At 63.4% G+C, this 26,887-nt stretch carries 21 protein-coding genes; 7 read left to right on the top strand and 14 right to left on the bottom strand.

What is annotated here, in order from left to right:
• Window positions 1-392: 392 nt before the first annotated feature.
• Window positions 393-3,083 (bottom strand): aconitate hydratase AcnA, encoded by a 2,691-nt coding sequence (gene acnA, locus Q1A53_RS04170; RefSeq protein ID WP_299963239.1) that lies wholly within the window; start codon window positions 3,081-3,083, stop codon window positions 393-395.
• Window positions 3,084-3,313: 230 nt separating this feature from the next.
• On the opposite strand from acnA, the gene Q1A53_RS04175 reads away from it, so the two are divergent.
• Entirely contained in the window at window positions 3,314-4,009 is a 696-nt protein-coding gene (locus tag Q1A53_RS04175; protein WP_299963241.1) for a thioredoxin family protein, read from the top strand.
• Between the two features lie 590 nt (window positions 4,010-4,599).
• Here Q1A53_RS04175 and Q1A53_RS04180 read toward each other — a convergent pair.
• From Q1A53_RS04180 to purB, 3 genes are all read right to left on the bottom strand, one after another.
• Window positions 4,600-5,655, bottom strand: coding sequence for a FliG C-terminal domain-containing protein (locus Q1A53_RS04180; RefSeq protein WP_299964426.1), 1,056 nt, complete (start codon window positions 5,653-5,655; stop codon window positions 4,600-4,602).
• 208 nt (window positions 5,656-5,863) lie between these two features.
• A complete protein-coding gene (locus tag Q1A53_RS04185; RefSeq protein ID WP_299963243.1) occupies window positions 5,864-6,025 on the bottom strand; it encodes an adenylosuccinate lyase in 162 nt (53 codons plus the stop codon).
• An 87-nt stretch (window positions 6,026-6,112) separates the two neighbouring features.
• Complete coding sequence (gene purB / locus Q1A53_RS04190) at window positions 6,113-7,426, bottom strand: adenylosuccinate lyase (RefSeq protein WP_299963245.1); 1,314 nt, start codon at window positions 7,424-7,426, stop codon at window positions 6,113-6,115.
• Between the two features lie 80 nt (window positions 7,427-7,506).
• Here purB and Q1A53_RS04195 point away from each other — a divergent pair, with 80 nt between their 5' ends.
• Both Q1A53_RS04195 and Q1A53_RS04200 read left to right on the top strand, forming a co-directional pair.
• Window positions 7,507-7,950, top strand: a complete 444-nt coding sequence (locus tag Q1A53_RS04195) for a DUF6314 family protein (RefSeq protein WP_299963247.1) — start codon at window positions 7,507-7,509, stop codon at window positions 7,948-7,950.
• A gap of 59 nt (window positions 7,951-8,009) precedes the next feature.
• Window positions 8,010-8,615, top strand: a complete 606-nt coding sequence (locus Q1A53_RS04200; protein WP_299963249.1) for a biotin transporter BioY — start codon at window positions 8,010-8,012, stop codon at window positions 8,613-8,615.
• A gap of 133 nt (window positions 8,616-8,748) precedes the next feature.
• Here the strand turns inward: Q1A53_RS04200 and Q1A53_RS04205 are convergent, their stop codons facing one another.
• A complete protein-coding gene (locus Q1A53_RS04205) occupies window positions 8,749-9,969 on the bottom strand; it encodes a bifunctional alpha/beta hydrolase/OsmC family protein (protein ID WP_299963251.1) in 1,221 nt (406 codons plus the stop codon).
• 371 nt (window positions 9,970-10,340) lie between these two features.
• Here Q1A53_RS04205 and Q1A53_RS04210 point away from each other — a divergent pair, with 371 nt between their 5' ends.
• Window positions 10,341-11,228, top strand: coding sequence for a DUF3445 domain-containing protein (locus tag Q1A53_RS04210; protein ID WP_366872340.1), 888 nt, complete (start codon window positions 10,341-10,343; stop codon window positions 11,226-11,228).
• A 108-nt stretch (window positions 11,229-11,336) separates the two neighbouring features.
• Here the strand turns inward: Q1A53_RS04210 and Q1A53_RS04215 are convergent, their stop codons facing one another.
• The 3 genes from Q1A53_RS04215 to Q1A53_RS04225 form a co-directional block, all read right to left on the bottom strand.
• Window positions 11,337-12,257 (bottom strand): alpha/beta fold hydrolase, encoded by a 921-nt coding sequence (locus tag Q1A53_RS04215; RefSeq protein ID WP_299963253.1) that lies wholly within the window; start codon window positions 12,255-12,257, stop codon window positions 11,337-11,339.
• Between the two features lie 443 nt (window positions 12,258-12,700).
• Window positions 12,701-14,104 carry a type I glutamate--ammonia ligase gene (gene glnA / locus Q1A53_RS04220; protein WP_299963255.1) on the bottom strand — a complete coding sequence of 468 codons (1,404 nt, stop codon included), beginning with the start codon at window positions 14,102-14,104 and terminating at the stop codon, window positions 12,701-12,703.
• A 49-nt stretch (window positions 14,105-14,153) separates the two neighbouring features.
• Entirely contained in the window at window positions 14,154-14,492 is a 339-nt protein-coding gene (locus Q1A53_RS04225) for a P-II family nitrogen regulator (RefSeq protein ID WP_299963257.1), read from the bottom strand.
• Between the two features lie 165 nt (window positions 14,493-14,657).
• Here Q1A53_RS04225 and Q1A53_RS04230 point away from each other — a divergent pair, with 165 nt between their 5' ends.
• Window positions 14,658-16,166 carry an NAD(P)H-hydrate dehydratase gene (locus Q1A53_RS04230; protein WP_299963259.1) on the top strand — a complete coding sequence of 503 codons (1,509 nt, stop codon included), beginning with the start codon at window positions 14,658-14,660 and terminating at the stop codon, window positions 16,164-16,166.
• Window positions 16,167-16,587: 421 nt separating this feature from the next.
• On the opposite strand, the gene Q1A53_RS04235 is transcribed toward Q1A53_RS04230, so the two are convergent.
• The 5 genes from Q1A53_RS04235 to Q1A53_RS04255 form a co-directional block, all read right to left on the bottom strand.
• Window positions 16,588-18,789, bottom strand: a complete 2,202-nt coding sequence (locus Q1A53_RS04235) for a DUF6851 domain-containing protein (protein ID WP_299963261.1) — start codon at window positions 18,787-18,789, stop codon at window positions 16,588-16,590.
• Window positions 18,790-19,569: 780 nt separating this feature from the next.
• The gene (locus Q1A53_RS04240; RefSeq protein WP_299963263.1) at window positions 19,570-20,076 is read right to left on the bottom strand and encodes a DUF3299 domain-containing protein; all 507 of its coding nucleotides are present in this window, start codon (window positions 20,074-20,076) and stop codon (window positions 19,570-19,572) included.
• Window positions 20,077-20,119: 43 nt separating this feature from the next.
• Window positions 20,120-21,370: an ABC transporter permease gene (locus Q1A53_RS04245; RefSeq protein WP_299963265.1), complete on the bottom strand. Its 1,251-nt coding sequence runs from the start codon at window positions 21,368-21,370 to the stop codon at window positions 20,120-20,122.
• Complete coding sequence (locus Q1A53_RS04250) at window positions 21,367-22,068, bottom strand: ABC transporter ATP-binding protein (protein WP_299963267.1); 702 nt, start codon at window positions 22,066-22,068, stop codon at window positions 21,367-21,369. Before Q1A53_RS04250 ends, Q1A53_RS04245 begins: the two co-directional genes overlap by 4 nt.
• Entirely contained in the window at window positions 22,065-22,679 is a 615-nt protein-coding gene (locus Q1A53_RS04255; protein WP_299963269.1) for a DUF2796 domain-containing protein, read from the bottom strand. Before Q1A53_RS04255 ends, Q1A53_RS04250 begins: the two co-directional genes overlap by 4 nt.
• A gap of 249 nt (window positions 22,680-22,928) precedes the next feature.
• Between Q1A53_RS04255 and Q1A53_RS04260 the strand changes: the two genes are divergently transcribed.
• Window positions 22,929-23,198, top strand: a complete 270-nt coding sequence (locus tag Q1A53_RS04260; protein ID WP_299963271.1) for a hypothetical protein — start codon at window positions 22,929-22,931, stop codon at window positions 23,196-23,198.
• Between the two features lie 618 nt (window positions 23,199-23,816).
• On the opposite strand, the gene parE is transcribed toward Q1A53_RS04260, so the two are convergent.
• Window positions 23,817-25,775: a DNA topoisomerase IV subunit B gene (parE, locus tag Q1A53_RS04265; protein ID WP_299963273.1), complete on the bottom strand. Its 1,959-nt coding sequence runs from the start codon at window positions 25,773-25,775 to the stop codon at window positions 23,817-23,819.
• Window positions 25,776-26,109: 334 nt separating this feature from the next.
• Between parE and Q1A53_RS04270 the strand changes: the two genes are divergently transcribed.
• Window positions 26,110-26,856 carry a PEP-CTERM sorting domain-containing protein gene (locus tag Q1A53_RS04270; protein ID WP_299963275.1) on the top strand — a complete coding sequence of 249 codons (747 nt, stop codon included), beginning with the start codon at window positions 26,110-26,112 and terminating at the stop codon, window positions 26,854-26,856.
• Window positions 26,857-26,887 lie beyond the last annotated feature (31 nt).

The raw sequence follows: 26,887 nt of genomic DNA on the forward strand, positions 1-26,887 counted from the left end.
GAAAAATGCCCAAGCGACCCGGCGATGTCGTTGATCAACCTCCCGCCACATTACCCAATTCTGAAAGCCAGTTGACCTCATTTGCGCGCCAATCTGCGTAAATGGCCTTCTATTTCAGTTTTTTGAAGGAGAAATGGATGACGTCATCTGCCAGGAGCACCAGCAAAAACCAGCTCGGTTCAGAGCGACCACTGATTAAAATAGCGGTCTTGTTGCGCTTCTGATGGGTTTATACGGGTTCAACCTGAAACGGCCGCGGATGCGCGGGCGGCGCCCGACGACAGAAAACTACGCCCGCTTCCGCCCGGATTGAACGTGGTTTAACGCAGTCTCATACGCTCGAACGCAGGGGCGAAGAGGCGTCCTAAAACGCCTTTTCGCATGTTCACTCGTCAGGCAGCCTGCTGTGCCAGATTTCGCAGGACATAGTGCAGGACGCCGCCGTGTTCGATGTATTCGATCTCAATCGCGGTATCGATCCGACATTTGATCATGATCTGCTTTTCGCTACCGTCTGCCATGGTGATGGTGCAGGGAACTTCTTGCAAAGGCTTGATCGTGTCTAGGCCAGAGATGGAGACGGTCTCCTCACCGGTCAGGCCCAGCGACTTGCGCGTATCGCCACCGGTGAACTCAAACGGGATGACGCCCATGCCGACCAGGTTGGACCGGTGGATCCGCTCGAAACTCTCGGCAATCACGGCCTTCACACCCAGCAGCGCGGTGCCCTTCGCCGCCCAATCGCGGGAGGATCCGGCGCCGTACTGCTCGCCACCAAAGATCACCAGCGGTGTGCCCGCCTGCTGATAGGCCATCGCCGCATCGAATATCGAGGCCTGCGCGCCATCGGGGCCTTTGGTGTAGCCGCCTTCAACGCCATCCAGCATCTCGTTCTTGATGCGGATATTGGCGAATGTGCCGCGCATCATCACCTCGTGATTGCCGCGACGGCTGCCGTAGGAGTTGAACTCCCGCGGCGGCACCTGCCGGTCGGTCAGGTATCGACCGGCGGGCGTGGTGTCCTTGAAAGAGCCTGCGGGCGATATGTGGTCGGTCGTGATCATGTCGCCCAAGACGGCCAGAACCTTGGCGCCCTCGATATTGGTGATGACGCCCGGCTCCTTGCCCATACCCTGGAAATAGGGCGGATTCTGCACGTAGGTGGAGGCCGGTGGCCAATCATAGGTCTTGCTATCCGTGGTCTCCACATCCTGCCACTTGTCGTCGCCTTTGAAGACGTCGGCGTATTTTTCCTGGAAGGACTTGCGTGTCACGGTCTCTTCTACCAGTTCCGCGATTTCCTTGCTGCTTGGCCAGATGTCCTTGAGGTAGACATCTTTGCCGTCCGTATCCTGGCCCAGAGGCTCCGTCGTCAGGTCAATATCGAGCGTGCCAGCCAAAGCATAGGCGACCACCAGCGGTGGCGAGGCGAGGTAGTTCGCGCGCACATCCGGGCTGATCCGCCCTTCGAAGTTGCGGTTGCCCGATAGCACCGAGGTGGCAACCAGGTCGCCCTCCGCAATGGCGTCCGACAGTTCCTTCTGGATGGGGCCGGAGTTGCCGATACAGGTGGTGCAGCCGTAGCCCACAAGGTTGAAGCCGATCTTGTCGAGGTCCTCCTGCAGCCCTGCGGCCTCCAGATAGGCGGAGACGACCTGGCTGCCGGGCGCCAGCGATGTCTTGACCCAGGGCTTTCGGTCGAGGCCAAGGGCGGCAGCCTTGCGCGCCACCAGCCCCGCGCCGATCATCACGTAAGGGTTCGACGTGTTGGTGCAGGAGGTGATGGAGGCGATCACGACCTTGCCGCTTTCCATCGTATAATCCTCGCCCGCCACGGCGACCTCTTTGCCCATCGGCCGCTTGAATGTCTCGGCCATTTCCTTGCTGAAGGCCGACTTCGCGTTATCAAGCGTCACGTAGTCCTGTGGCCGTTTGGGGCCGGAAATCGCGGGCACGATGGTGTTCATATCGAGGTGCAGTGTATCGGTGTAGACGGGCGCGTAGTCCGCTGCCCGCCACATGCCGTTCGCTTTGGCGTAGGCCTCGACCAGCGCGATGCGCGCCTCTTCTCGGCCGGTGTTGCGCAGGTAGCGCAGGGTCTCGTCGTCGATGGGGAAGAAGCCACAGGTCGCCCCGTACTCGGGCGCCATATTTGCGATGGTCGCACGGTCGGCCAATGGCAGCCGGTCCAGCCCTTCTCCGTAGAATTCCACGAACTTGCCCACGACACCCTTGGCGCGCAGCATCTCCACCACTTTCAGCACCAGGTCCGTGCCCGTCGTGCCTTCCATCATGTTACCGGTCAACTCAAAGCCCACAACCTCGGGGATCAACATCGAGATGGGCTGGCCCAGCATCGCGGCTTCGGCTTCGATCCCGCCGACCCCCCAGCCAAGAACAGCGGCCCCGTTCACCATCGTGGTGTGGCTGTCGGTGCCCACCAGCGTATCGGGGTAGGCGACCTCGCGCCCGTCCTGATCGGTGTCTGTCCAGACCGTCTGGGCCAGATACTCCAGATTGACCTGATGGCAGATGCCGGTGCCGGGGGGCACCACACGGAAGTTGTTGAACGCTTTCTGCCCCCATTTCAGGAAGGTGTAGCGTTCCATGTTGCGCTCATATTCGCGGTCCACGTTCATCTGGAAAGCGCGTGGGTTGCCGAACTCGTCAATCATCACCGAATGGTCGATCACCAGATCGACTGGGTTCAGCGGGTTGATCTTTTCCGGATCACCGCCCAAGGCCACGATGCCATCCCGCATGGCTGCCAGATCCACGACGGCCGGAACCCCGGTGAAATCCTGCATCAGCACACGGGCCGGGCGATAAGCGATCTCCCGCGGGTTCTTCCCGCCATCCTCAGCCCAGACCGCGAAGGCCTTGATGTCGTCCGTGGTCACAGTCTTGCCGTCCTCGAACCGCAGGATGTTCTCCAGCACCACCTTGAGTGCGGCGGGCAGCTGTGAGAAATCACCCAGACCTGCGTCTGTGGCGGCGTCGATGGAGTAGTAATCGATGCTCTGCCCGTCGACTGTCAGCGTCTTGCGGGTTCCGGATGTGTCGTGACCAACGGTAATGGGCATAGAAAGCTTCCTCTGGCTAGGGGGCTGCAGGAACGTGGGATTGGGGGTTGAATGCCCTATGAAACACGGCAGTTCAACTTAAATCCGCGTTCGACTGAGAAAACTGTATACAATTGTGTACCAAATGGCTGGTTTGGCGATCTTTACCGTTTCAAGAAACCTTGATTGGTTATTACACCCGACCGCCACTAGGGTCGGGCGGGGCGAAAAGAAACGTGAAAAGGAATCACATGAAGTACGTGTTGCAGGCCATCCTTGTCAGCTGGTTGATGGTACCGCCGCTTTTTGCCGACGATCGCCCCGTGGTCGTTGAACTGTTCACATCGCAGGGCTGTTCGTCCTGTCCACCAGCGGATGCGTTGCTGCACGAGCTTGCCAAGCGCGACGATGTGATCGCGCTGGCGCTGCACGTCGACTACTGGGACTATATCGGCTGGAAAGACGAGTTTGCCGATCCGCGCCATGCGAAACGCCAGCGCGCCTACGCAATCGCGGCGCAGCGGCGCTCCATCTATACGCCAGAGATGATCGTGAACGGGACGACAGACATCGTCGGCTCCAAACCGATGCAGCTGGCCCGGGCGATCGACAAGCACAAAAACACGCCAGCGCGCGTGGCGCTGTCGATCTCGCGTCAGGGGGAGACCGTGCAGATCGATGCGCGTAACCTGCGCTCGACAACTGAGACAATGGTCGTGCAAGTCGCGCGCTACACGCCGCTGCGCGAGGCACGGATCACGCGTGGCGAGAATGCGGGGCATACGCTGTCTTACGCCAATGTTGCCCATTCCTGGACCGTTTTGGGCGAATGGAACGGAAGAGCACCTCTTTCGATGGCGGCCAAGGTCAAAGGGGAAGAGCCTGTGGTCGTTGTCATTCAGATCGCGGGCATGGGCCCCATCGTCGCGGCGGCGCAGCTCCGATAAGTGCGGGCGTCCAAGGGCTGCTGTGCTATGAAGTCATCAGAGGCGGTGAATCGAGATTGTGGTGCCCGGGGATGATCATTTGCAACCTTCCACGTCTTGACGGCGTGAGAACGGGGGGACCCGCTGTTGGCTCATATTGCACCGACGTGTAGTCAGCTCTTGAAGGGCATTTGATCGTCGATTTCCCTCTCGTCGCCGTGGTCGCTATCCGTGCTGTTCCAGTGGTATGGCGATTGCGGTCTTTTGTGACCCGTTTCCGATGTGCTGGCAGACCGAGCTTGCCGGAGCTGAAATGCTCCTTGTCCTGCGGATGAGCGGCGCGTCGTCTGCCCAGATCGCGGACAATAAGATCATGTGGCGGCGTTGTCGCCTGGATCCGCGTCGACGTGTTCATCTTGTGCCTTCAACTGGCGAAAACGCGACGGCTTTCGCACGACGACATCGCGACGAGGAGACGTCGTGGTCTCCTGGTCAGAGGCTTGTCGTCGGTGCTTATCAAACCTTGTGGAAACGATGGACGAAGCGACCTATGGCAGAGACAGTCCCTTCGGACAGTCGTTGCGGTAACCCTCGTCTGGAGCTGAAGCAGATCAGTCTTCGTCATCCTGCACGACCAGCAGCAGATCGCCGTTTGCCTCCATCTCGCGGATCGCAGCCACGATGGTCGTCATGGCTTCTTCGCATTCCGATGGCCGGACCTTCTCGCGTTCGCCGATCTCTTCGCGCAGCTGATCGGCCATCCGACCAGACATGTTCTCCAGTATGAACTCCGCACTGTCTTTCATTCCGGCGGCTTCGGCACCAGCGAGGGCAACGATCAACACTTCCTGGTCCAGCGTACGAATGACGCGCGGAATATCCCGTGGTGCGATCCGTTTCGGGATGTTGGCGAAGGTAAAGATCGCCTCGCGCACGCGGGTTGCAAACTCCGCATCCGTCTCATCGAGCCCTTCAAGCACATCGTCCCGTGTCACCGAGGCGGTGGAGTTCAGGATCGCCCCCACCCGTTCGACCGGCCCATCGTCAAAGGCCTTCTTGGGCTCTGCGTCCAGCTGGGTTGCAAGAGACAGTCCGATGCGGTCCACCGCATCGGGTGTGACAGCGCTGGTCTTGGACACGGCATAGGTGATCCGGCGCGCTTGAGGACCGGGCAGCTTGCCCAGCAACTCCGCGGCGCGCGACACCTCGATCTTGGACAGCAGAACGGCAGCGACCTCGATGCTTTCATTTTCCATGACCGGCAGGAGCTTGTCCGTATCCATCTGGCGCAGCCGTGCCCAGGGATCGCCGTATTGCCGCACGCCCGCTTCCTTGCGCAGACGCGCTGCCGTTTGCTTGGAGATGCGCCCATCCAGCGAATCCAGTGCCCCGGCGATTCCGCCCGGGAAGGACAGACCAACGCTCTCCAATTCATCGGCGAACTCACCGACCACGTCGCTGAGCGTTGTGCGGTCGACGAGACGCATCGACCCCATCTGTTTGGTCAATTGGGCTTGCAGCTCTTCGGGCAGATCTTCCAGAGGAATATCAGCGCCTTCGTTCAGCAGAAGACGGACGACAATGGCTGCCTTCGCCTTGCGGCTCAGCTGTGTTGGTGCCGGGCTATCCGACCCGGGCAACGCTGGAAAGGGCGCCATTGGTACCATATCTGTCATCTTGACCCGCCTGTTTTGAACTCGTTTTGTTCTGGCAGATAAAGGTTAAAGATTGGCTGAGTTTGTCAGCCGTTCGCGATGGAAATTCAAAAATGTCTATCGGGGAACGCGCTTGCCACGCACAACAGGACATATGTAAATCCGCGCAAGGGTCAAACAGCCCTGCACAGTGCGAACACCAGGCAGGGCCGGGTCAGTCTCAGGTCGTGGTTGCCACGCAGGAATTGCTCGCGCTGTCATAGACCGTGCCAGCGGCACAGGACATGGTAAGCTCTTCCTTGCCGTAATTGCATCCGGCGGCAAATGCGAGCGCGGGCACAAAAGTCAGGGCCACTGCGGCGGCCAAGGTCTTGATCGTCATTGCAGGTCTCCTCTGGTGTGATCAATCAAGAGTAGCAGCCGTTGACCTTGGGTCAATGAAAATGGGGTCCTGCGGCCGCAGGTCGCATCATCCCGCCCGATCTTTGAACACCCGCGCAAAGATCGTCTCCACGTGTTTGGTGTGATAGCCAAGGTCGAATTTTTCTTCGATTTCCGCGGGGCTGAGCGCGGCGGTCACCTCGGTATCGGCGAGCAGTTCGGTCTTGAAGTCCTTGCCCTCTTCCCAGACCTTCATGGCGTTGCGTTGTACCAGTTTGTAGGCGTCTTCACGGCTGACACCTGCCTGGGTCAGGGCCAGCAATACCCGTTGGCTCATCACCAGTCCGCGGAATTTATTCATATTGGCCAGCATGTTGTCGGGATAGATGACCAGTTTATCCACCACCATGGTCAGCCGTGCCAGGGCAAAGTCCAGCGTGATCGTGGTGTCAGGGCCGATGTTACGCTCAACCGAGCTGTGAGAGATGTCACGCTCGTGCCAGAGGGCCACGTTCTCCATGGCAGGCACCACCGCCATGCGCACCAGCCGTGCGAGCCCGGTGAGGTTTTCCGTCAGCACCGGGTTGCGCTTGTGCGGCATGGCAGAAGACCCCTTTTGCCCCGCGGAGAAAAACTCTTCCGCCTCCAGCACCTCGGTGCGCTGCATGTGGCGGATCTCGGTCGCGATGTTTTCGATCGAAGCGCCGACCACGCCCAGAGCGGCGAAGAAAGCGGCGTGCCGGTCCCGCGGGATCACCTGGGTGGAGATTGGCTCGGGCACCAGCCCCAGCTGCGCGCAGACGTGCTCCTCCACGCGTGGGTCGATGTTGGCGAAGGTGCCCACCGCACCGGAGATCGCACCGGTGGCGATCTCGGCCTGGGCGGTCTCCAGCCGGGTCAGGTTGCGGTCCATCTCGGCGTAAAAGCGCGCGAAGGTGAGGCCCATGGTGGTGGGCTCTGCGTGGATCCCGTGCGACCGCCCGATGCGGACCGTGTCCTTATGTTCGTGTGCGCGGCGTTTCAGCGCGGCGAGCAGCGCCTTCACATCCGCAATAAGGATGTCTGCGGCGCGGGTCAGCTGGACATTAAAGCAGGTATCCAGCACGTCGGAGCTGGTCATGCCCTGATGGACAAAGCGCGCCTCGTCACTGCCCACATGCTCTGCCAGATGGGTCAGAAAGGCGATGACGTCGTGCTTGGTCACGGCCTCGATCTCGTCAATGCGGGCCACGTCAAACTCGACGTCTTTGGCTTTCCAGACCGCTTCCGCGTTCGCGCGGGGGATCACGCCCAGATCGGCCATGGCATCACAGGCGTGGGCCTCGATCTCGTACCAGATGCGGAACTTGCTCTCGGGCGACCAGATAGCCACCATCTCGGGGCGGGAGTAGCGGGGGATCATCGGGGCACCTTTCGGGGTTTTGTCTATCTGGGCGTGCTCATAAACTGCCACCCGAAGGGCCACAAGGCAGCAGGGGTGAAATGAGCGGGCAAGACGGCGATACGGTTCTGGTACAGCGCGTTCTGGGGGATTTTTCGGGCGACTGGCTGTTGACCAAATCGATCACCCACGGCGACGGGACGGTCGCTGCGTTTCGCGGAACGGCGCGTTGGCGGCCAACGCCGGAGGGGGCGGAGTATGAGGAGACCGGATGGCTCAAAGTGGGTTCCGGCACAGCCTTGAGCGCGCGTCAGACATATCGCTGGACGCGCGCGCTTGAGATATTCTTCAGCGATGGCCGGTTTTTTCACCGGGTCCCTCCCGGTGGTGGGCTGGCGCGGCACCTGTGTGACCCCGATTACTATGAAGCCACCTATGATTTCACGGACTGGCCGGGTTTTTCGGTGGTTTGGCGGGTGACCGGTCCGGCCAAGGACTACCGCATGCAGTGTCTATATCGCAGGGCAGCGCCCGACGGGGCTTGAACCGGCAGCACGGCTGCGGCATTGAGGGCGCAGAGTTTTTCAGCAGGAGACAGCACGTCATGCAACTGACCGCATCCCACGCCGTTCTGGCGGATCACTTCGGCCCGAGAGCGGGCACCGCGCGGCGCATCAAGCAGGCAGCGCTGGTCGTGCTGGGGATTGCACTGCTGATCACCGCAGCGAAGATCAAACTGCCGGTACCGGGCTCTCCTGTGGCGATCGGGTTGGGGACCTTTGCGGTTCTGAGCATCGGGGCGGCCTACGGTGCGCGGCTGGGGCTGGCGACGATCACCGGATACATGCTGATCGGGGCCCTGGGCTTTGACATATTCCAGAGCTCGACCGCGGAGTTGAACGGGTTGAGCTACATGACCGGCAGCACCGGCGGCTATCTTGTTGGCTACATTCTGGCGACGCTGCTGCTGGGGGCGCTGGCGCAGCGCGGCTGGGACCGGTCGATGGTCTGGATGGGGCTGGCGATGTTGCTGGGCAACGTGCTGCTCTATGTGCCGGGTCTGCTGTGGCTCGGGCAGCTTTACGGGTGGGATCAGCCGATCCTCGCGTGGGGTCTGACACCGTTCCTGCTGGGCGATGCGCTGAAGCTTGCGCTGGCTGCGCTGCTGTTCCCGGCGCTGTGGAAGCTGGTGGGCGACGCGCGCAGTTAAGCGTCTCTTTCTATTGTCAAAATGCGAGGCGCAACCCTGTCGGGTCGCGCCTCATTCTTTTTGTGGGGAGCTGTGGCTGGCCTGAGCCCGCGGGGCAAGCGAGCCTTACGTGTCACGGTTGCGCCGGGACGTGTCAGGCCGGTTCGACCAGTTCGGTGATCACGGTGGAGCTGCGCTCCAGCGTGCGGTGGACAGGGCATTTATCGGCAATTTCCAGCAGCCGTGCGCGTTGTGTCGCGTCAAGATCGCCGGTCAGCGTGATGCGTCTTTTCCAGGTGTCGATCTGCTGGTTGACGGCGGTTTCGGCGTCCTGGGCGTGAACCTTGTCGTGGCTCACATCAACCGACACATGGGCCAGCGGCCAGCCCTTGCGGCGGGCGTACATGCGCAGGGTCATGGAGGTACAGGCGCCGAGACCCGCAGAGAGAAAACCGTAGGGGCTCAGACCCTTGTTGGTGCCGCCGTAGGCATGTGGTTCATCGGCGAGCAGGTGGTGGCCGTCCGACGAGGTGATGTCGGTGAGGTAGCCGTCGGGGTCTGCCTCCGAGATGCGCAGCACCCCTTCGGGCGCGCCGGGGGGCGGTGCGGGAGGGGTGAGGGTGACGTAGCGCCGCGCCCAGGCGGTGATGACGTCGGCGGCGTATTCCGCATCCTCGGCGCGGGTTATCAGGTGATCTGCGGTGTCGAGCGTGATAAAGCTTTTGGGGTGTTTGGCGGCCTGGAAGATCTCGCCAGCGTTGTCGATGGAGACGGTCGCGTCCCGCGGCGCGTGAAGGACCAGCAAGGCGGCATCAAGAGTGCGGATGGCGTCGCTGAGACGCTCTTGCGTCACATCCTCGACGAACCCTTTGCCGATATGGAACGGGCGCCCGCCCAGGCTGACTTCGGCGGTGCCCTCGGCCATGATCTGCGGCAGCGCTTCGGCGAAATTATGGGTGACGTGGCCTGGATCGAAGGGCGCGCCGAGGGTGGTCACAGCCTTGATATTGCTGAGTTTCGAGGCCGCGCGCAGGACCGCGGCCCCCCCCAGCGAGTGGCCGATCATCAGGCTAGCGGTCATGTCTCGATCGCTCAGGTAGTCGTTTGCGGCAATCAGGTCGTTCACGTTCGAGGTGAAGGAGGTATTGGCGAACTCTCCTCCGGAATGCCCCAGCCCGGTGAAATCAAACCGCAGCACGGCGATGCCGGCGGCGGCGAGGCGGGCGGCGATGCGGCGGGCGGCGGGGATGTCCTTGCCGCAGGTGAAGCAATGGGCAAAAATGGCCGTGGCCAGCACCGGACCATCGGGACGGTCCAGGCGCGCGGCCAGTGCCGTGCCATCGTGGCCAGGGAAGGTGATGCGGTCGGTGGGCATGGGGCAGCTCCTTTGTCTGGCAAGAGTGGGGGGCGGGCGGAGACCTTGCAAGGGCTGTGTCAGAGGTATCACGCGGAGGTGACGCCGCAGGTCCCGGGGTGAGGGCGTTTCGGATGGGTGCACCGACGTGGGAGCGCGGTCTGTCGTGAGGCCTTTTTCAGCCATGAAACAAAGGGGTTTGGCCCTGCGGTATCACGTCGGTATCGTGTCGGTATCACGTCGGTGCGCAGCGCGCGGTGGGTCAGGGGGATGGTAACGTCGGGTGGTTCAGGATGGACATGGGATCGGAGCGGATCGCCGCGGGGTGCGGTGGGATATGAGTTTATCTGGCAAGATGAGAGAGCTTTTGGGTGCGGGCGGCGGGATCTGGTGTGCGGTGGCGCGATCAGGGCAGCGCTCGCCCGGTCGCCATCGCGGGTATCATGCGGTCGGGCTGTACCGCCCGGGGCGGCGGGCCCTTTGGGATGAGTGATATGCCGGTCGTGCTGCAAGCGGAGATCCCTCCCGAGATGCGCGCGCCGCGGGCGCTGCCGGGCGTGCAGCCGCTGGGGGAGGCCGCGTGGCTGCGGGTGGATGAGGCCTACGCCGGGCAGATGGCGCAGCGGCGCGCCTTGATCGCCACCAGACGGGAGGCGGTTTTCTGGCAGGATCCGGCGTCTGGGGTGGCGGCGCAGGAGGTTTTGGACACGGCGCTGGAGCTGCTGCCCGCCTTGGGCTTTGCGGTCTCGGAGGATGTCTGCCTGTGCCCGGACGGGGTCGAGGTGCCGCTGGGGCGGGATTCGCCGCTGGCGGTTCTGGGTCAGCTGGTGCAGGAGGATATCTGTCTGATGGAGAAGCGCGCGGAGGCGCATGTGCTGGTGGGGGCCTGCCTGTGCTTTCCGGCGAGCTGGCAGCTCAGCGAGAAGGCTGGTCAGCCGTTGGTGGCCATCCATGCGCCTGTGCCGGAGTATGACGCGGGGCTGGCGGCCCGTGTGCAGCGGCTTTTTGACGGGGTGCAGGTGGGCCGGCCGCTGTGGCGATCCAACCGGCTATGGTACGATGATCCGGCCTTGTTTCAGCCCCGCTCTGCCACCGCGCCACGGCGCATGGACCCCGGTGCGGCGTGCGCGAACTATGAGCGGGCCGAGCGCCAGTGCATCCTGCGGCTGCCGCGCAGCCGCACGGTGGTGTTTTCCATTCACACCTATGTGGTGGCCGCCGGTGAGCCGGTCTCTCGCCGCGCCGCGCCGGGTGCTGCGGTGGACAGCAGCCCGGGCTGACAGTGGCGGGTTGTCCGGTTGCACAGTTCCAGTGCCCGGCGGGACAGCAGGCCGGGGACGGGCCGAAATCTACGGTTTAGCGTCATGGCCTGCCAGGGGGGCAAAGGGTCAGCTGAGCAAGGCGAGATCCGTGGTGTTCATGCGTTGCCGCGTGGGCATCGCATGGGCGTCAGCACCGGCCAGCGTGAGGCTGGCGTCCCTGTAGAAGGCGGCGTTCTCGAACCACCAGCGGTGGGAATAGAGCGCCGTGCGTTGGCGGACCGTGGTATTCTTGAGGTATTGCTCGTGGCTGTAGACATCGACGTGAGATCGGTGGATGAGGGGTTTGATCCCGCTGCGGCCCACGCGTTTTGCGCCGCCGTTGAGCACCACCGCGCCGTTGAGGATCTCGTCCAGCTGGCTGAAGTAGTTGGTGAAACGTCGGCACCGGTGGGCCAGCAGCAGCGAGCCCCAGGCGCCTTTGCTCAGCCAGTCCTGATCCGCATCGCCCGAGACGAAGAGGATTTCATCCAGGCGCCAGGCGCGGCCGCGGGGACCGCTGGCGTCGTTGAAGGCGCTCAGCCCGCGCAGGGTGGCGTAGGCGCCCATGGAGTGCGCGATGAGGTTGATCCGGGGGCGCGGGCGCAGGTCGAGCAGCGGCAGGATGCCATCTGCGACCAGCGAGGGGGCCGTTTTCTTGACGGCGCGCCGGTCACGCCTGTAGGCGCTGAGCGTGCTGCGCCCGGCGCTGGGCCAGTCAAAGGCGATGAGCGCGCCGCGGTATCCACAGCTGCGCAGGTTGCGGTCGATCAGGGCGGCGCGGCTACGCATTTCGGATTGCTCTGTGTTGTAGCCATGCACGAAGAGCGTGATCTCGCCGCTCCGGGCTTCTGCCTTGACGCGGGAGAGCCAGTCAGCCCGGGAGAGGATGTGCTGACGGGTGACGGGACCTGTGTCAGGGGGCGCCACGTAGTAAGTGTTTTGCGATGGGTTGGCGGTAAAGCAGTTGGATCTGGTGTCATAGGCGCGACGGGAAAGAAAAAGGGTCATCAGGAAAACTCCGGGCTTTGAATAACTTGAACTGATGCGTCTCAAGAAAAGGTGGCTGTGCCGTTCGGTGCCCCTGTCCCCGGCGCAATTGCCGGAACGAGACGGGGCACGGCGCAGGAGATCTCGCGACGCGTTAATGGGGGTAGAATGCACCGGAAGGCTCAAAATACCAAATCATCGGGGATTTGCGGGCAGGAGAGGGGCGCGCGCCGTTGAGATGGCCGGCGGGCGGGGGCGTTGCGCCGTGAGTTTATTTGGCAAGATGAAAGAGCTCCGGCGCGCGGGAGACCGGGTGGGGCGCACCGGTTGGTTCCGGGGCGTTCCGGTAGTGGTCGATACGTAAAAAGGCGCCCCCGGGGAGGCGCCTTTTGTCGTTTGAAGGCCCGGGCGTCAGACGCCGCGGGTTTCGTGTGAAAACCCGTAGGTTTGCGCCGGGCCGTCGATCAGCAGCTGTAGTACATCGCGAATTCGACCGGGTGGGGCGTGTGCTCGTAGCGTTCGATCTCTTCCATCTTGAGGTCGATGTAGCCGTCGATCTGGTCTTTGGTGAAGACGTCGCCTTTGAGCAGGAAGTCCATGTCGGCCTGCAGCTCTTCCATGGCTTCGCGCAAGGACCCGCAGACGGTCGGGATGCCGGCCAGCTCTTCGGCGGGCAGATCGTAGAGGTTCTTGTCCATCGCCTCGCCCGGGTCGATCTTGTTCTGGATGCCGTCGAGACCGGCCATCAGCAGAGCGGCAAAGCACAGGTAGGGGTTGGCCGACGGGTCGGGGAAGCGGGCTTCGACGCGTTTGGCTTTGGGGCTTTCTGTCCACGGGATCCGGACGCAGCCCGAGCGGTTGCGCGCGGAGTAGGCGCGCAGCACAGGCGCCTCGAACCCTGGGATCAGCCGCTTGTAGCTGTTGGTGCCGGGGTTGGTGAAGGCGTTGAGCGCCTTGGCGTGTTTCAGGATGCCGCCGATGTAGTAGAGCGCCTCCTGGCTGAGATCGGCGTATTTGTCGCCCGCGAAGACGGGTTTGCCGTCCTTCCAGATCGACATGTTGACGTGCATGCCGGTGCCGTTGTCGCCCGCGATGGGCTTGGGCATGAAGGTGGCCGATTTGCCGTAGGCGTGGGCCACGTTGTGGATCACGTATTTGTATTTCTGCAGCTCATCCGCCTGTTTGGTCAGGCTGCTGAAGATCAACCCCAGCTCGTGCTGGCAGGAGGCGACCTCGTGGTGGTGCTTGTCCACCTTCATGCCCAGACGCTTCATGGTCGAGAGCATCTCGGAGCGCAGGTCCTGGGACTCGTCCGTGGGGTTTACCGGGAAGTAGCCGCCCTTGACGCCGGGACGGTGGCCCATGTTGCCCATCTCGTAATCGGTGTCGGTGTTCCACGACCCGTCCGAGGCATCGACCTCGTAGGAGACCTTGTTCATGGTCGCCGAGTACTTGACGTTGTCAAAGAGGAAGAATTCCGCCTCGGGACCCATGTAGGCCACGTCGCCGATGCCGGTGGATTTGAGGTATTCCTCGGCTTTCTGCGCCGTGCCGCGGGGGTCACGCTCATACGCCTCGCCGGTGTCGGGCTCGACCACGGAGCAGTGCAGGCAGACGGTTTTTTCGGCGTAGAAGGGATCGACATAGGCGCTGTCGGTGTCGGGCATCAGCTTCATGTCGGAGGCTTCGATGGATTTCCAGCCCTCGATGGAGGAGCCGTCAAACATGAAGCCTTCTTCCAGAAAGTCCTCGTCCACCTGGTCGGCCATCACGGTCACGTGCTGCAGTTTGCCGCGCGGATCGGTGAAGCGGATGTCGACGTAGGCTACGTCCTCGTCGTCGATCATCTTCAGTAGCTCTTTGCTCATTGTTGTCTATATCCCTTTTGATTGGACTGATACTATTCCGGGCTGCGCGTCAGAGTGCGTCCGACCCCATTTCACCGGTGCGGATGCGGATGGATTGCTCCACCGGGGTGACGAAGATCTTGCCGTCGCCGATTTTTTCGGTCTTGGCCGCCTGGACGATGGCCTCGATTGCCGCATCGAGCATGTCGTCGTCGAGCACGATCTCGATCTTCACCTTGGGCAGGAAATCCACCACATATTCGGCGCCGCGATAGAGCTCCGTGTGGCCTTTCTGGCGTCCGAAGCCCTTGACTTCGATCACCGACAGACCCTGCACGCCCACGTCCTGGAGCGCCTCCTTGACTTCGTCGAGTTTGAACGGCTTGATCACCGCTTCGATCTTTTTCATCGGGGGCCTCCCTGGCTCATGTCACGCCGTAGAGACCATCTGGGACCGGGAGGGTCCATGGACCAGCGGGACCTGCGCTGGACGGAGGGGATTTTTTAGACATGAAGAGCCTGTTTTTCAGTCGATGTGCATTATTTTTGTGCAGTAGTGAATCTTGGAGCAAAAATGACGGATGATGGGGCGCCGTTGATGACGGCGGCGCAGATGCAGGCCCATGAGGCGGCATGTTTCGAAGCAGGGGTCATCGGCTCTGCCGAGGCGATGGCGCGGGCGGGCGACGGCGTGGTAGCGGCGGTGTTCACGCGCTGGCCAAAGCTGCGGGCGTCACCCGGGCGTGCCGTGGTGCTGTGCGGTCCGGGTAACAATGGCGGCGACGGCTTTGTGGTGGCGCGGCTGCTGCGTGCGGCGGGCTGGACGGTGCGGGTCCATGCCATGGGTGTGGACCGGTTGCCCGGGGATGCGGCGGCAGCCCAGGCCGCGTGGTCGGCGCAGGGGGAGGTGGCGCCATTGGCCGCGTTCGATCCGACGCGCGCGCCCGATCTGATCATCGACGCGCTCTTTGGTATCGGGCTGACACGTCCCATCACCGGCGAGGTGGCCGAGGTGGTTGCGCGCGTCAACGGGGTGGCCGGGGCGCGCATTGTGGCGGTGGACATCGGCTCGGGCCATTGCGCGGACAGCGGGCGGGTGCTCGGGACGGCGATCCGGGCGGAGCTGACGGTGACGTTTCATTGCCGCAAGCCCGGGCATCTGCTGATGGCGGAACCGGGCGAGGTTGTGGTCTGCGATATCGGACTTGATGCTGCGGAAGTGTCCCTGCATGAGAATGCCGCGCCACCTTATGCGCTGCTGGCGAAATCGGGAGACCGGCACAAGTTTGACTACGGTCATGCGCTAGTGATGAGCGGGCCACCCGGGCGTACGGGTGCGGCACGGCTGGCGGCGCGTGGCGCGCTGCGGGTGGGGGCCGGTGTGGTCAGTGTCGCGGCGCGGTCTGACACCGTGCAGGAGCTGGCTGCACATCTGACAGCGATCATGCTGCGGCCTTATGAAACGGCGCGGGATCTCGCCGCGCAGCTGTCAGAGGATCCCAGGATCACGGCGCTGTGCCTCGGGCCCGCCTTTGGGACGGACGCGGCCGCGGCAGATGTGCTGGCAGCGGTCCTGGCGCAAGCGCGGCCTACGGTGCTTGATGCGGATGCGTTGACGCTGCTGGCGCAGGAGGCCGCGCCAGAGGTGAACGGGGCCTGTGTGCTGACGCCGCATGCGGGTGAGTTTGCGCGGCTTTTTCCGGACATCGCCGCGCGTCTCGAGGCCCCGCCGGAGAGTGGGCCTGCCTATTCCAAGGTGGATGCCGCGCGGGCTGCGGCGGTGCGGGCGGGTGCCGTGGTGCTGCTGAAGGGGCGCGCGACCGTGATCGCTGATCCCGGCGGTGCGTGCATCCTGCAGTCGGGCGATGACGCGACCGCCTGGCTGGCAACCGCCGGTGCGGGTGACGTGCTCGCCGGGCTGATCTGCGGCTTGCTCGCGCGGGGGATGACGCCCTTTGCCGCAGCCGCAACCGGGGCCTGGCTGCACAGTGCAGCGGCGCGGGTCGTCGGACCGGGTCTGATCGCAGAGGATCTGCCCGACGCCATGGGGGCGGTCTTTCGCGAGCTGGCTTCGGGCGCGTGACAGTCGCACGGACCCAGGCGGACCGCTATTGAGCCCGAGGGCTGGCGCATCCTTGCGGCCCTGCCCGGGGGGCGCGGGCCAGGTTGCTTTGCGGTGGCTCGGGCGCTGAGGGCGGGCGGGCGCAATGAGCGGTGGCGTCGGGACGTTTCAGGCACAGGACCGGCCCGATGGTCTCGCACGGTCACTGCGCATGAGGTCCGGACATCGCCCCGGTCGTCGCGTCGGTAAGCAGAGCGTGTGCCGCCGACCCACCCCCATCGAGGGCGTGCTTTCGCAAGGCTGATGGCGGCAAAACTGCCCGCTCCGACACTACGGCTGTGATAACGGACCTTACCGCGCCGCTATGCCACCCGGCCAATCGGCCGGGCAGCCACCGATCCTCCTCGATGGAGGTGAGGGGGCTTCCTCTCTTTCCCCTCCGTCAGGCGACAAAGCTGTCCACGAAAAGGATATTGCTCTCCACGATCAGATCATTGGCGTCAACACCTCGCAGGGCGGCCACCTCATCGCCATCCACGCGCAGCATCACCTGACTTGCCTGCTGTTGCAGCACGAGGTTTGCCCCGGGTGCGAACCCCACCAGAAAGAGCGTGTCTTCGTCCGCATCGAAATCGCGCAGTTGATCCATGCTCGTCTCGCCGTTCTTCAGCAGGAAGCTGTCCGCCCCCGCTCCGCCCCAGATCATGTCAAAGCCGTCGCCGCCCGAAAGCGTGTCGTCGCCCTTGCCGCCGCGCAATTCGTCAAAGCCAGCGCTGCCGTAGATCACGTCGTCGCCCCAGTCTCCCAGCAGCCGGTCGTCGCCAAGCTCCCCTTTCAGCAGATCGGCACCGGCATCGCCCCGCATGAAGTCATCGCCGCGCCCGCCCGAGAGGTTGTCATCGCCGTGACCACCTTCCAGCGTGTCGTCGTCGCGCCCCCCGTCGAGGTCATCGTCGCCCGTGCCTCCCGACAGAGTGTCGTTGCCGCGCCCGCCACTGACGGTGTCATCACCGCTGCCACCCTCGACCGTGTCATTGTCGCGCCCGCCGGTGACCGTGTCATCGCCCGCGCCTGCAATGGTCAGCCCGCCCGCGCGGCCCGTGTCGATATCATCATCACCCCCGCGCGAGAAAAGCGCCTCCCACCGGGTCTCGGCGTTGGCGGCGACGCTTTTGCCGACCTCCAGCCCGTTGAGGTTGCCGTCCTGAATATGGATGCCGCCGTAGAGCCGTGAGATACCCGCCTCTTCCGCGGCTTCCGTCAGGGTGTTCCAGCGCAGCACCACGGGCGCACCGCCGCCGAAGTCCTCGAACGCCAGTTCGCGGGCCTCGTATTCGCCAAGCAGGTCAATGCCCGGTGCGTTATCGAGATCGTAGTTGCTGAGCGAGGTCCCGTCGTAATAGACATCCGAGCCCACAAAGCTGGCAATGGTCTTCGCCGCCGCCATGGAGAATGTGGAATGGCCCGAGACGTATTCCGGAAAGGGCGGCGTGACAAAGGTGACATTCTGGTAGGGCTGCCAGGTCTCGCCCGCGATCTCCCGCCGGCCCTTGTTGACACCGCCCCAGGCCTCGATGGTCGCGCCGAAGTAGAGATCACGGATGGCCGATTGCGGCCGCACGTAATCATAGGTGTATTTCGCCTCCCAGGTGGCGATACCTGCGTCAAAGACGGCAGCGTTGAGGGCAAAGAACATCTTGGCATCCTCGTCGATGCCGTGACCTTCACGCAGGGCGATGTCCTGCGCGATCTGGTTCCAGTGACCGGGGGGCGATTCCGTGCGCGGCCCGTCGGCCCACAGTTCGGCGATGACCTTTTGTTCGGTCGTCAGCCGGGCCGAGATCTCGATCACTTCGGTAATCTGATCGCGGTAGGCCTGATCGCCGGTGGTCAGCTTGCCGGTCCCATCGACGTAGGCGCTGAAATCGCCCAGCTTGGGCGGCGCATCGGGGCGGAACATATCATTCTCCGCCAGCGCAAAACTCGTCACGCTGCCCCAATGGGGGGTCAGCGCGATCTGGTCCACGTAGCTGGCGGGGTTGGTCTCATCAACGATGGGCAGGCCGTCCGCGTCGGTCACGACCCCCGTGGGCACGCGCAGCGGCTGCCAGTGGTTGGGGTTGAAGTCATCCCCGCCCGGGGCGCGCCCGGTGCCCGGATCGGCGGAGTTGACGGGGGAATAGCCACTGGTGTCGGCGAGGCCGTTTTCCGCGTTGGAGCCATCGTCCTCTCGCGCCTTGAAGACGTTCTGAGCCGCAAGCGTACCCAGTCCCGCAGCCGTCGCCGGGCTGGTGCTGGCGTCCGCGGGATCGTACCCCAGCTCGTCCATAAAGGCGTCAAAGGCAGCTTGTTGCGCCGGAAAGAGTTTGGTGAGCGCGGCATAGGCAGCAAAGCTGACCGCTTCGGCCTTGTTGGCTTGGGAGCCTGCGAGGTTTGTGGTAATTTCCGAATACTGCCCGTAGGCATCCTCATCCAGCGCGGCCCAGGCGTCATAGATCGCGGTTGATGCCAGATAAAGCTGGTAGGTGGTCTCGGTGGGTTTGGCGCTGCCGGTGCGAATGGCCTCCAGCATGAGCTCGTTCCATTGCGCGACGAGTGACTGATTGGGAACGGCGGCACCTACTCCGGTAAGAGCATAATTCATACCTGAAAACTCCGAATAAAAGGACGTAAAAAAAATGGGATATTAAAGCGTGCAAAGGGTCGCACAATTGCGTGACTTCACCAAGGATTATATCCGCTTTCAGCTTATAGTTGCATATACAACAGGGGGTTACGCGGTTCCCGGGTGGTTCTTCGTGGCAAAAGAGAAGCGTCGGCGCCGTGTCTCAATCAGGGCGCGAGCGGGGAGCGATGTCGTCACTACCAAAAGCACTCTTGAAGCGGTGGTGTTGAGGACATTTCAACAAAGACCCGTGGACCCTCGTGTGTCTTGAGCGCGTATGCCCCAGCCGGGCGGTGGTGGCTGGTTCGGACCGCCGGTTGCATGAGCAAGGATTGGACGTTGTCCGTCGACCCGTGCTGGTCGCCCCGGCCGACAGGCCGGGCAGCGCCCGAGCCTCCTCGATGGAGGCGAGGGCGCTTGCCTGCTTCGGCGACACCGGCAGGCGAGCGTCCCGGTGCCTTCACCCTTCGTTCAGGCTGCCAGGCTTGAGGATCAGGGCTCAACAAGCTCCCACCTGTTTTCGTCCGGTTTTCATGGATACCAAATGCAGGACCGCGACACGCGTGGCTCCGCTCCAGTTTTCCGAAACGATGCGCACAGCGGGACATGGGTCGACCCGCCAATGCGGCGTTTTCATTTCAGCCCTGCGGCTCGGGTCACCTGCTCGAAGGACACCGACGGTCGATGCAACGCAGGCCCCTGATCGTTGTCAGGACCGCTACCGCTGGTACGCCGTTACCGGGTCCTAGCTCTCGACCGTCACCACTCGTAGATCTCGATGTGGGAGGCCGTCAGTGCATAGCCGATATCGGCCAGCTCGGTCGATTGTATCTGGTGGTGCATCTGACCTTCGACCCAGACGGCGTCCCATAGATCGTTGCCGGGCCAGGGGGTCGCGGTATCAACGATCACCAGCTGGTTCGCGGGCGGGGGCGGCACGTGGATGCAGGCACCCACGTAGGGCACCAGAATGAAGCGGGTCACCCCGGCCGAGCTGACATCAAGCGGGATGGTGTACCCCGGCATCCGGATATGCGCCCCGTCTAGCGCGTCGTTCAGCTTGGTCGCATTGGCATCAAAGACCGGCCGCCAGGTGTCGTTGACCATGTCGATGGCGCCTTCACCGATGATCTCGGAATAGGGCACGCCGGGGGGGATCAGGTCGTCCCAGGTGATCTCGCGCGGGGTGGCGGCGCGGGCCAGATGCGGGCTCAGGGCCAGCAGGGCAGGAGCGGTGGTGATCAGTTGACGGCGGGACAGCGGCATGGGTCTGATGATCCTTGGGTCGGGCGTTGAGGCGGGCCTGAGGTCACGTTTTTACCATCATACCATCTGCGAGCGACAGCCGGTAGGCGTGGAATGCGGGCAGCATGCTCACGATTGCGCCAGCGGCCACCACGGCCAGAAGCGTCAGCGCCTCACGCGCGCCGGGGGCGGTGAGGGGCAGAAAGAGGCCATAGCGGGCATCGATCGTGGGCTGCAGCACGACCAGCCCGGCATAGAGCAGCCCCAGCCCCAGCCCAGCCCCGAGCGCTGCCATCAACGCACCCTCCAGCACCAGAAGCCCCAGGATCACCCGGGGCCGTGCGCCCATGGCGCGAAAGATGGCCATCTCGCGGCGGCGTTGGTGGAGGCCGGAAAAGATCGTGGCCATCATCCCGATCAGCGCGGTCAGGATCACCATGGCCGACACGCCGATCAGCGCTGTTTCGGCCACACCGACGATCTGCCACAGCTCCTGCAGGGCGACGCCGGGCAGGATCGCTTGCAGCGGCTCGGCGCGGTAGTCGTTGACGGCGCGCTGCAGCGCAAAGATCTGCAAGGGGCTCTTGGTGCCCACAAGCGCAGCGGTGATGGCCTGCGGTTGCAGATCCATCTGGCGGATCGTCTCGATTGGCGTCGCGGCCCCCGGCACCCGGGCTCCGCCCTGCCAGTCAACGTGGATCGCCTCAATGGCCTCCAGGCTCACGATGACGGTTCGGTCCACCGGGGTGCCCGTCTTCGCCAGGATGCCTGCCACGCGAAATGGCTGGTCCTTGTGCTCGGTAAAGGAGGCCAGCCCGTGGGCCACCACCAGCGGCGCACCCACCTCATAGCCCAGCGTGCGCGCCACATCCGCACCGATCACCGCGTCAAAGAGATCGTCCATCGGCTGCCCCTGCGCCACCACCAGCGCCCGGTCGCCGCGGTAGCGGTAGCGCTCAAAAAACGCGGAGGTCGTGCCCATGACACGGAACTGCCGGTGGCTGTCGCCCAGCGAGATGGGCACGATCCAGTCGACCTCGGGCCGCGCGGCGATGTCGCTGTAACTTTCCCAGGTCAGGTTGGCGGTGGCATTGCCGATGCGAAACACCGAATAGAGCAACAGCTGCACCGAGCCCGCGCGCGCGCCAATGATGAGGTCCGTGCCGGAGATCGTGTCGGCAAAACTTGCCTTGGCACCGGTGCGGATCTTTTCCACCCCGAGAAAGAGCGCGACGGACAGCGCGATGGCCAGCACGGTCATGCCCACGGTCACCGCGCGCGCCATCAGTGAGCCGAAGGCGAGCCGCAGGATCACGCGGCCTGCCGCCCGGTGGTGGCGATGTCGGCCATCTCCAGTGTCTGGTCAAAGCGGTCGGCCAGCCGGGCGTCGTGGCTGACCATGATCAGCGTGGCATCGCGCGCGGCGCATTGGGCAAAGAGCAGGTCGAGAAAGGCGCCCTGATTGGCGGCATCCAGCGCCGAAGTGGGCTCATCCGCAAGGATCAGCGGCGGCTGACCGATCAGTGCTCGGGCGACCGCGACGCGCTGCTGCTGACCCACGCTGAGTGTGCCTGCGCCTTGCCTGAGCAGGTTTTCGGGCAGGCCGAGGGCGCTGCACAGTCGGCGCGCTTCGCCCTGCGGGTGGGCAACCCGGTCGCGGCGCGCGGGCGCAAAGCGCAGCGGCAGCAGGATGTTGTCCATCACGCTGGCGAAGGGCAGGAGGTTGAACTGCTGGAAGATCACCCCGATGCTCTCCGCCCGGAAGCGGTCGCGCGCGGCAGCCCCGAGCGACGCCATATCGGTGTCGAGGATCCGGACGGTGCCGCTTTGGGGCAGAACCGTGCCGCCGAGCAGCGACAGAAGGGTCGATTTGCCCGACCCGCTTTCACCGCGCAGCAGGAGCGTCTGCCCCGGGGTCACCCCCAGCAGAGGGATCTGCAGGTCGAAACCGGACCTGCCGGGCCAGCGGTAGCGGACGGCGTCCAGCTGCAGGATCGGCCGGGCTTGCGTCAAGAACCGAGGAGCCCGCCCAGGTCGAGCACCGGCGCGTCGCGCTCTACCTCAAAGGCCTGCGCGCCGCCTTGCGACACGACCTGAACCTCCAGTTCGCGGGCGTTCGGAAACGTGTCGAAATAGGCGAAACCGATCCGGGTGATGGCCGATGGATTGGCGCAATCCAGTTGGTATTCAGCATGAAATTCCGTGTGCTGCGCCTCTTTTGCCTCGTCGTGGCCCGCGTGGTCATGTTCGTGATCATGCTTATGTTCGTGGTCATGATCATGGTCATGGTCTGCGTGCGCATCACCATCGCCTTCCAACGCGACGGATCGGTCCACCACGCTGCATTGAGCGGCGTCGGGTATCTCAAAGAGCCGCAGCGGTTCTGCCAGCAGCGCCAGCGCACGGTCAATCGCGGCGCGGTCATCCGCCGTCTCCGCCGTATGCTCAAAGCCTGCGATGTCTGCACCCGGTGCGGTGAGTTCGATGGCGATGGTCGTTGCCTCCACGGCAATGTTGAGCTGGCCGACCCCATGCTCATGGGCGTCCAGCTGGCGTTCGGTCTCCGCCACCGCGGTGCCCGCAGTGAGCAGGAAGGGGACAAGCAGGGAGTAACGTGCGGTCATGGGACGGGCTCCTTTGAAGGGGGTGGGCTGGGATATAGGGTCGTTACCTTATAACACTACCATGCCGCATGAATATCGGCTGTGCAATGGATCGGCGGCAAAACTCTGACGTGAGGTGCTTGCCTCGCCCGGGATAGTCCTTTCTTCCCGCGGTCCGGGGCCTCAAAAGCGGCTCCGCCGCAGATTTCGTGTAGAACGCTCAGGGGCCGCTTTAGAAACGATAGCCCGGGGTCTTCGGGACAGGTCGGAGTGGCAGCAGCGATACGCACCGTTCCGGGCAAGCGGCGGCTCGCGACCGGGGCTGCGCGCACGTCCATCATCTTGTCGCGGTTGGTCTACAGTGGGTGGCACGTTTCAAACCGCGTCAACACTCCGCTGATGGAGGTGGCCGTGGCGCGCGCCGGGCTGGTTGCGGGACGTGTGGCGGCGCAGATTTCGGGGGCGCGTTCTGCCAGCCTTGCGCTCGGCGGGGTGGGTGCGGGCTACCTGCCGACGGGAGAGGCTATTCCCATCGACTAGGATCGCCATGATCGGCGCGATGTCCGGCCAGTATGATGCGCTGTTCAGGGCCTGGATCAGTGGCCTTCGATGAACAGTTAAACGCCGCGTCGTGAGCGGGCACAGGCTGAACATCTCCTCGCGGTTTGCCGGATCAACCGGAGCTTGGGAGATCTTATTTTCAATACCTTAGAAGTGCAGTGAATCGCGAACGATACGCCCCTCATCGGCGAGGGCAGGTTGCCGTTCACGGCATGAACGCGAGCGGAGCGTCGCTGGTGAGTGGCGGGTCTATCGTCCTTGTGGCTTTGATTACCGCGCATCCTAGCTGGCGATTGCCGATACGCCTCAGCTTGTGGGAGTTATCCATTCGAATCCGCCAGACGTCCCCAAAGGACGCGGCATGAGTTCCGCGCGTGTTGTCGGTACTTCGCGCCGCAGAAACGAGGGCGGGAAGGGGCTGCCATGAGCCGAATGCGTAGCCCAACCGGCGGTCAGCGCCTTGGGCCTTCTGCAGGCGTCGGCACATACCGGAGAAGCGGCGTCTCCAGCGAAAACTTCGACAACACGTCGCCGATTGACCGGCACCAACCGGTTACAGGCGGGACCGTCGATCCGAGCCGTGGCTCGACCGCGGCCTCAGACGTCCAGTTCCTCCACGAATTTTGCGTTCTCCTGTATGTACTGAAAACGCAGCTCGGGTTTCTTGCCCATCAGCCGCTCCACCAGATCGCCGGTTTCGCCGGGGGTGTCTTCGTCGATGGAGACGCGGATGAGCTTGCGGGTCTTCGGATCCATCGTGGTTTCCTTGAGGTCCTTCGCGTCCATCTCGCCCAGCCCTTTGAACCGGCTCACGTCGATCTTGCCCTTGCCGCCAAGGCCCTTCTCCAGCCAGATGTCCCGCTCTGCCTCATCGAGGCAGTAGACCCGCCGCGCCCCCTGGGTCAGCCGAAAGAGCGGCGGACAGGCCAGGTAAAGGTGTCCGGCGTCGATCAAGGGCCGCATCTGGGTGTAGAAAAACGTCATCAGCAGGGCGGCGATATGTGCGCCGTCCACATCCGCATCGGTCATGATGATGATCTTGTCATAGCGCAGATCGTCGAGGGCAAACCGCGTGCCCATCCCGACGCCGAGCGCCTCGCACAGATCGTTGATCTCTGCGTTGGAGCCGAGCTTGCTGGAGGCCGCCCCCAGCACGTTGAGTATCTTGCCCTTGAGGGGCAGGAGAGCCTGGGTTTCGCGGTTGCGCGCGCCTTTGCCCGAGCCGCCAGCGCTGTCGCCCTCCACAATGAAAAGCTCCGTGCCTGCGCGGTCCTTTGAGGTGCAGTCGGTCAGCTTGCCGGGCAGGCGCAGTTTCTTGGTGGCCGATTTGCGCGCTGTCTCCTTTTCCTGACGGCGGCGCAGCCGTTCTTCGGCCCGCAGCACCAGAAAGTCGAGGATCGCGCCTGCGGATTTGGTGTCGCTGGCCAGCCAGTTGTCAAAGTGATCGCGCACCGCGCCTTCGGTCATCTTTTGCGCCGCTTCGGTTGACAGCCGGTCCTTGGTCTGACCCACAAAGGCAGGCTCAGCAATGAAACAGCTCACCAGCGCGCAGCCGCCCGAGGTCAGATCCTCGCGGGTGATCTGTCCGGCCTTGCGGTTGTTGGCAAGCTCGCCGTAGGCCTTGATGCCTTTCAGGATCGCGGCCCAGAACCCTGCCACATGGGTGCCGCCCTCGGGCGTGGGCACGGTGTTGCAATAGGACTGGATGAACCCATCGCGCGATGGCGTCCAGTTGATGGCCCATTCGACCTTGCCCGCCGCCCCGAATTTCTCACGGAAATCGACGGTTCCCGCAAAGGGACGGTCGGCATAGGTGGTGGCGCTGCCCAGCGTCTCGGCCAGATAGTCCGAGAGGCCGCCGGGAAAATGAAACGTGGCCTCTGTCGGGGTTTCGCCGTCTTCAATGGCGGATTTCCAGCGGATCTCCACCCCGGAAAAGAGATAGGCCTTGGACCGGATGGATGAGAACAGCCGGGCCGGTTTGAACCGGTGACTGCCGAAAATCTCGGCGTCGGCGTGAAAGGTCACGGTGGTTCCGCGCCGGTTGGGCGCGCTGCCGATCTTTTCCACCGGGCCCAGCGGCAGCCCGCGGGAGAACCGCTGTTCAAAAAGCTGCCGGTCGCGCGCCACCTGCACCACCATGCTGTCGGAGAGCGCGTTGACGACCGAGGCGCCGACACCGTGCAGCCCGCCCGAGGTTTCATAGGCTTTGCCGGAGAATTTTCCGCCCGCGTGCAACGTGCACAAGATGACTTCCAGCGCGGATTTATCCGGGAACTTCGGGTGCGGATCGATGGGAATGCCGCGCCCGTTGTCGCGGATGGTGATGGCGTAATCGGCGTGCAACTCGACCTCGATCCGGCTGGCGTGGCCCGCCACGGCCTCGTCCATGGAGTTGTCCAGCACCTCGGCAACCAGATGGTGCAACGCGCGCTCGTCCGTGCCGCCGATGTACATGCCCGGCCGTTTGCGCACGGGCTCCAGCCCCTCCAGCACTTCGATGGAGGACGCGTCGTAGGCAGGCGTTGCAGCCGCGCCGAGCAGATCGTCTGACATGGGGCTCGAACCTCTTTTTTCGTCTTTGCGCGTACTATGGCAGAGCGGTGCGGGCGGGGAAAGGGAGCCTGCCCGCTGCGGTCATCCTGATGCGATTCTGTCCTGCGGTGGCGTGTTGGGCGACGGGCGAGCGGTCAGGCGGCAGCTAATTTTCTACTAATGGGTGAATTTAGACATCAAATCAAAGATTTATGTTGGCAGGTGGTCGGACCCGTGCAAAGGTTTTTGACGGAATAATATTTCAAGCCCCAGGGAAGGGGAGGTTCGAGCGTTTTCCGATCCGGTTTACCGGAGGCTCGTAACCAGTGTGGTTAAACGTATGAGGGATAGAGAGATGCGTTTTGATATGATGAAGGCGGGGGCGGTCGCTGTGACGCTCACCGTCGGGTCGCTGTTCGGTGCGGAAGCACAGGCAGCCACCCAATACGAAGGCTTGTATGACGCGACCAGCGTCACCACCGGCAGCAATGATCACTCGGTCTGGTTGCCCAATCTTTTCAACGGTGCCAGCGCTTACTGGCAGTTCGCTCCTGATGCCGGCAGCCTGGCTGTTGCATCGGGCAACAGCACCGCTGATCTGACCGGGACCATCCAGAACAACTCGGTGTCCAACTACCAGATGAACGTCGATGTCAGCTACGCGCTGCGGAACCCGAATGTACCGGGTGACAAGGTCAAGACCGGCGGTGGCAACTATGACGGGACGTGGTCCTTCTTTGACATCGTGTCCGCCACGCTGACAGGGATCGGCGATCTGGCCGGGCTGACACTGACGCTGAGCGCGTTCCCCGACCCGCTGAAAGAGGACATCCCCTTCCAGCTGGGCGAAGGCGCGAATGACAAGAACGCCGGTCTGGGCGCTTCGGGGTGGTTCAGCTGGACGGCAGCGGTGGACTCCAGCTACACGGGGCCGAGCGCTTTCGCCTCCGCTCAAGGCAAGCACGGCGATATCAACGTGAACCTCGCGTTGGACGATGATGGCAACAATCCGAGCCCCGTTCCGGTACCGGGCGCGGGTCTGCTGATGCTGGCAGGGCTTGGTGGTCTCGGCGCGATGCGGATGCGCAAGCGCAAGAACTGATAGCAGATATGCTGCACTGCCTGCGCGGTGC

Origin of the sequence: uncultured Roseobacter sp. (assembly GCF_947496515.1) — a bacterium.
In the GTDB taxonomy this organism is placed as follows: Bacteria; Pseudomonadota; Alphaproteobacteria; order Rhodobacterales; family Rhodobacteraceae; genus Roseobacter.

Excerpts from the sequence above, each read along its gene's own strand:
- acnA (WP_299963239.1), bottom strand. The coding sequence starts at position 3,083 with ATGCCCATTACCGTTGGTCACGACACATCCGGAACCCGCAAGACGCTG.
- Q1A53_RS04175 (WP_299963241.1), top strand. The coding sequence starts at position 3,314 with ATGAAGTACGTGTTGCAGGCCATCCTTGTCAGCTGGTTGATGGTACCG.
- Q1A53_RS04180 (WP_299964426.1), bottom strand. The coding sequence starts at position 5,655 with ATGGTACCAATGGCGCCCTTTCCAGCGTTGCCCGGGTCGGATAGCCCG.
- Q1A53_RS04185 (WP_299963243.1), bottom strand. The coding sequence starts at position 6,025 with ATGACGATCAAGACCTTGGCCGCCGCAGTGGCCCTGACTTTTGTGCCC.
- purB (WP_299963245.1), bottom strand. The coding sequence starts at position 7,426 with ATGATCCCCCGCTACTCCCGCCCCGAGATGGTGGCTATCTGGTCGCCC.
- Q1A53_RS04195 (WP_299963247.1), top strand. The coding sequence starts at position 7,507 with ATGAGCGGGCAAGACGGCGATACGGTTCTGGTACAGCGCGTTCTGGGG.
- Q1A53_RS04200 (WP_299963249.1), top strand. The coding sequence starts at position 8,010 with ATGCAACTGACCGCATCCCACGCCGTTCTGGCGGATCACTTCGGCCCG.
- Q1A53_RS04205 (WP_299963251.1), bottom strand. The coding sequence starts at position 9,969 with ATGCCCACCGACCGCATCACCTTCCCTGGCCACGATGGCACGGCACTG.
- Q1A53_RS04215 (WP_299963253.1), bottom strand. The coding sequence starts at position 12,257 with ATGACCCTTTTTCTTTCCCGTCGCGCCTATGACACCAGATCCAACTGC.
- glnA (WP_299963255.1), bottom strand. The coding sequence starts at position 14,104 with ATGAGCAAAGAGCTACTGAAGATGATCGACGACGAGGACGTAGCCTAC.
- Q1A53_RS04225 (WP_299963257.1), bottom strand. The coding sequence starts at position 14,492 with ATGAAAAAGATCGAAGCGGTGATCAAGCCGTTCAAACTCGACGAAGTC.
- Q1A53_RS04230 (WP_299963259.1), top strand. The coding sequence starts at position 14,658 with ATGACGGATGATGGGGCGCCGTTGATGACGGCGGCGCAGATGCAGGCC.
- Q1A53_RS04235 (WP_299963261.1), bottom strand. The coding sequence starts at position 18,789 with ATGAATTATGCTCTTACCGGAGTAGGTGCCGCCGTTCCCAATCAGTCA.
- Q1A53_RS04240 (WP_299963263.1), bottom strand. The coding sequence starts at position 20,076 with ATGCCGCTGTCCCGCCGTCAACTGATCACCACCGCTCCTGCCCTGCTG.
- Q1A53_RS04255 (WP_299963269.1), bottom strand. The coding sequence starts at position 22,679 with ATGACCGCACGTTACTCCCTGCTTGTCCCCTTCCTGCTCACTGCGGGC.
- parE (WP_299963273.1), bottom strand. The coding sequence starts at position 25,775 with ATGTCAGACGATCTGCTCGGCGCGGCTGCAACGCCTGCCTACGACGCG.
- Q1A53_RS04270 (WP_299963275.1), top strand. The coding sequence starts at position 26,110 with ATGCGTTTTGATATGATGAAGGCGGGGGCGGTCGCTGTGACGCTCACC.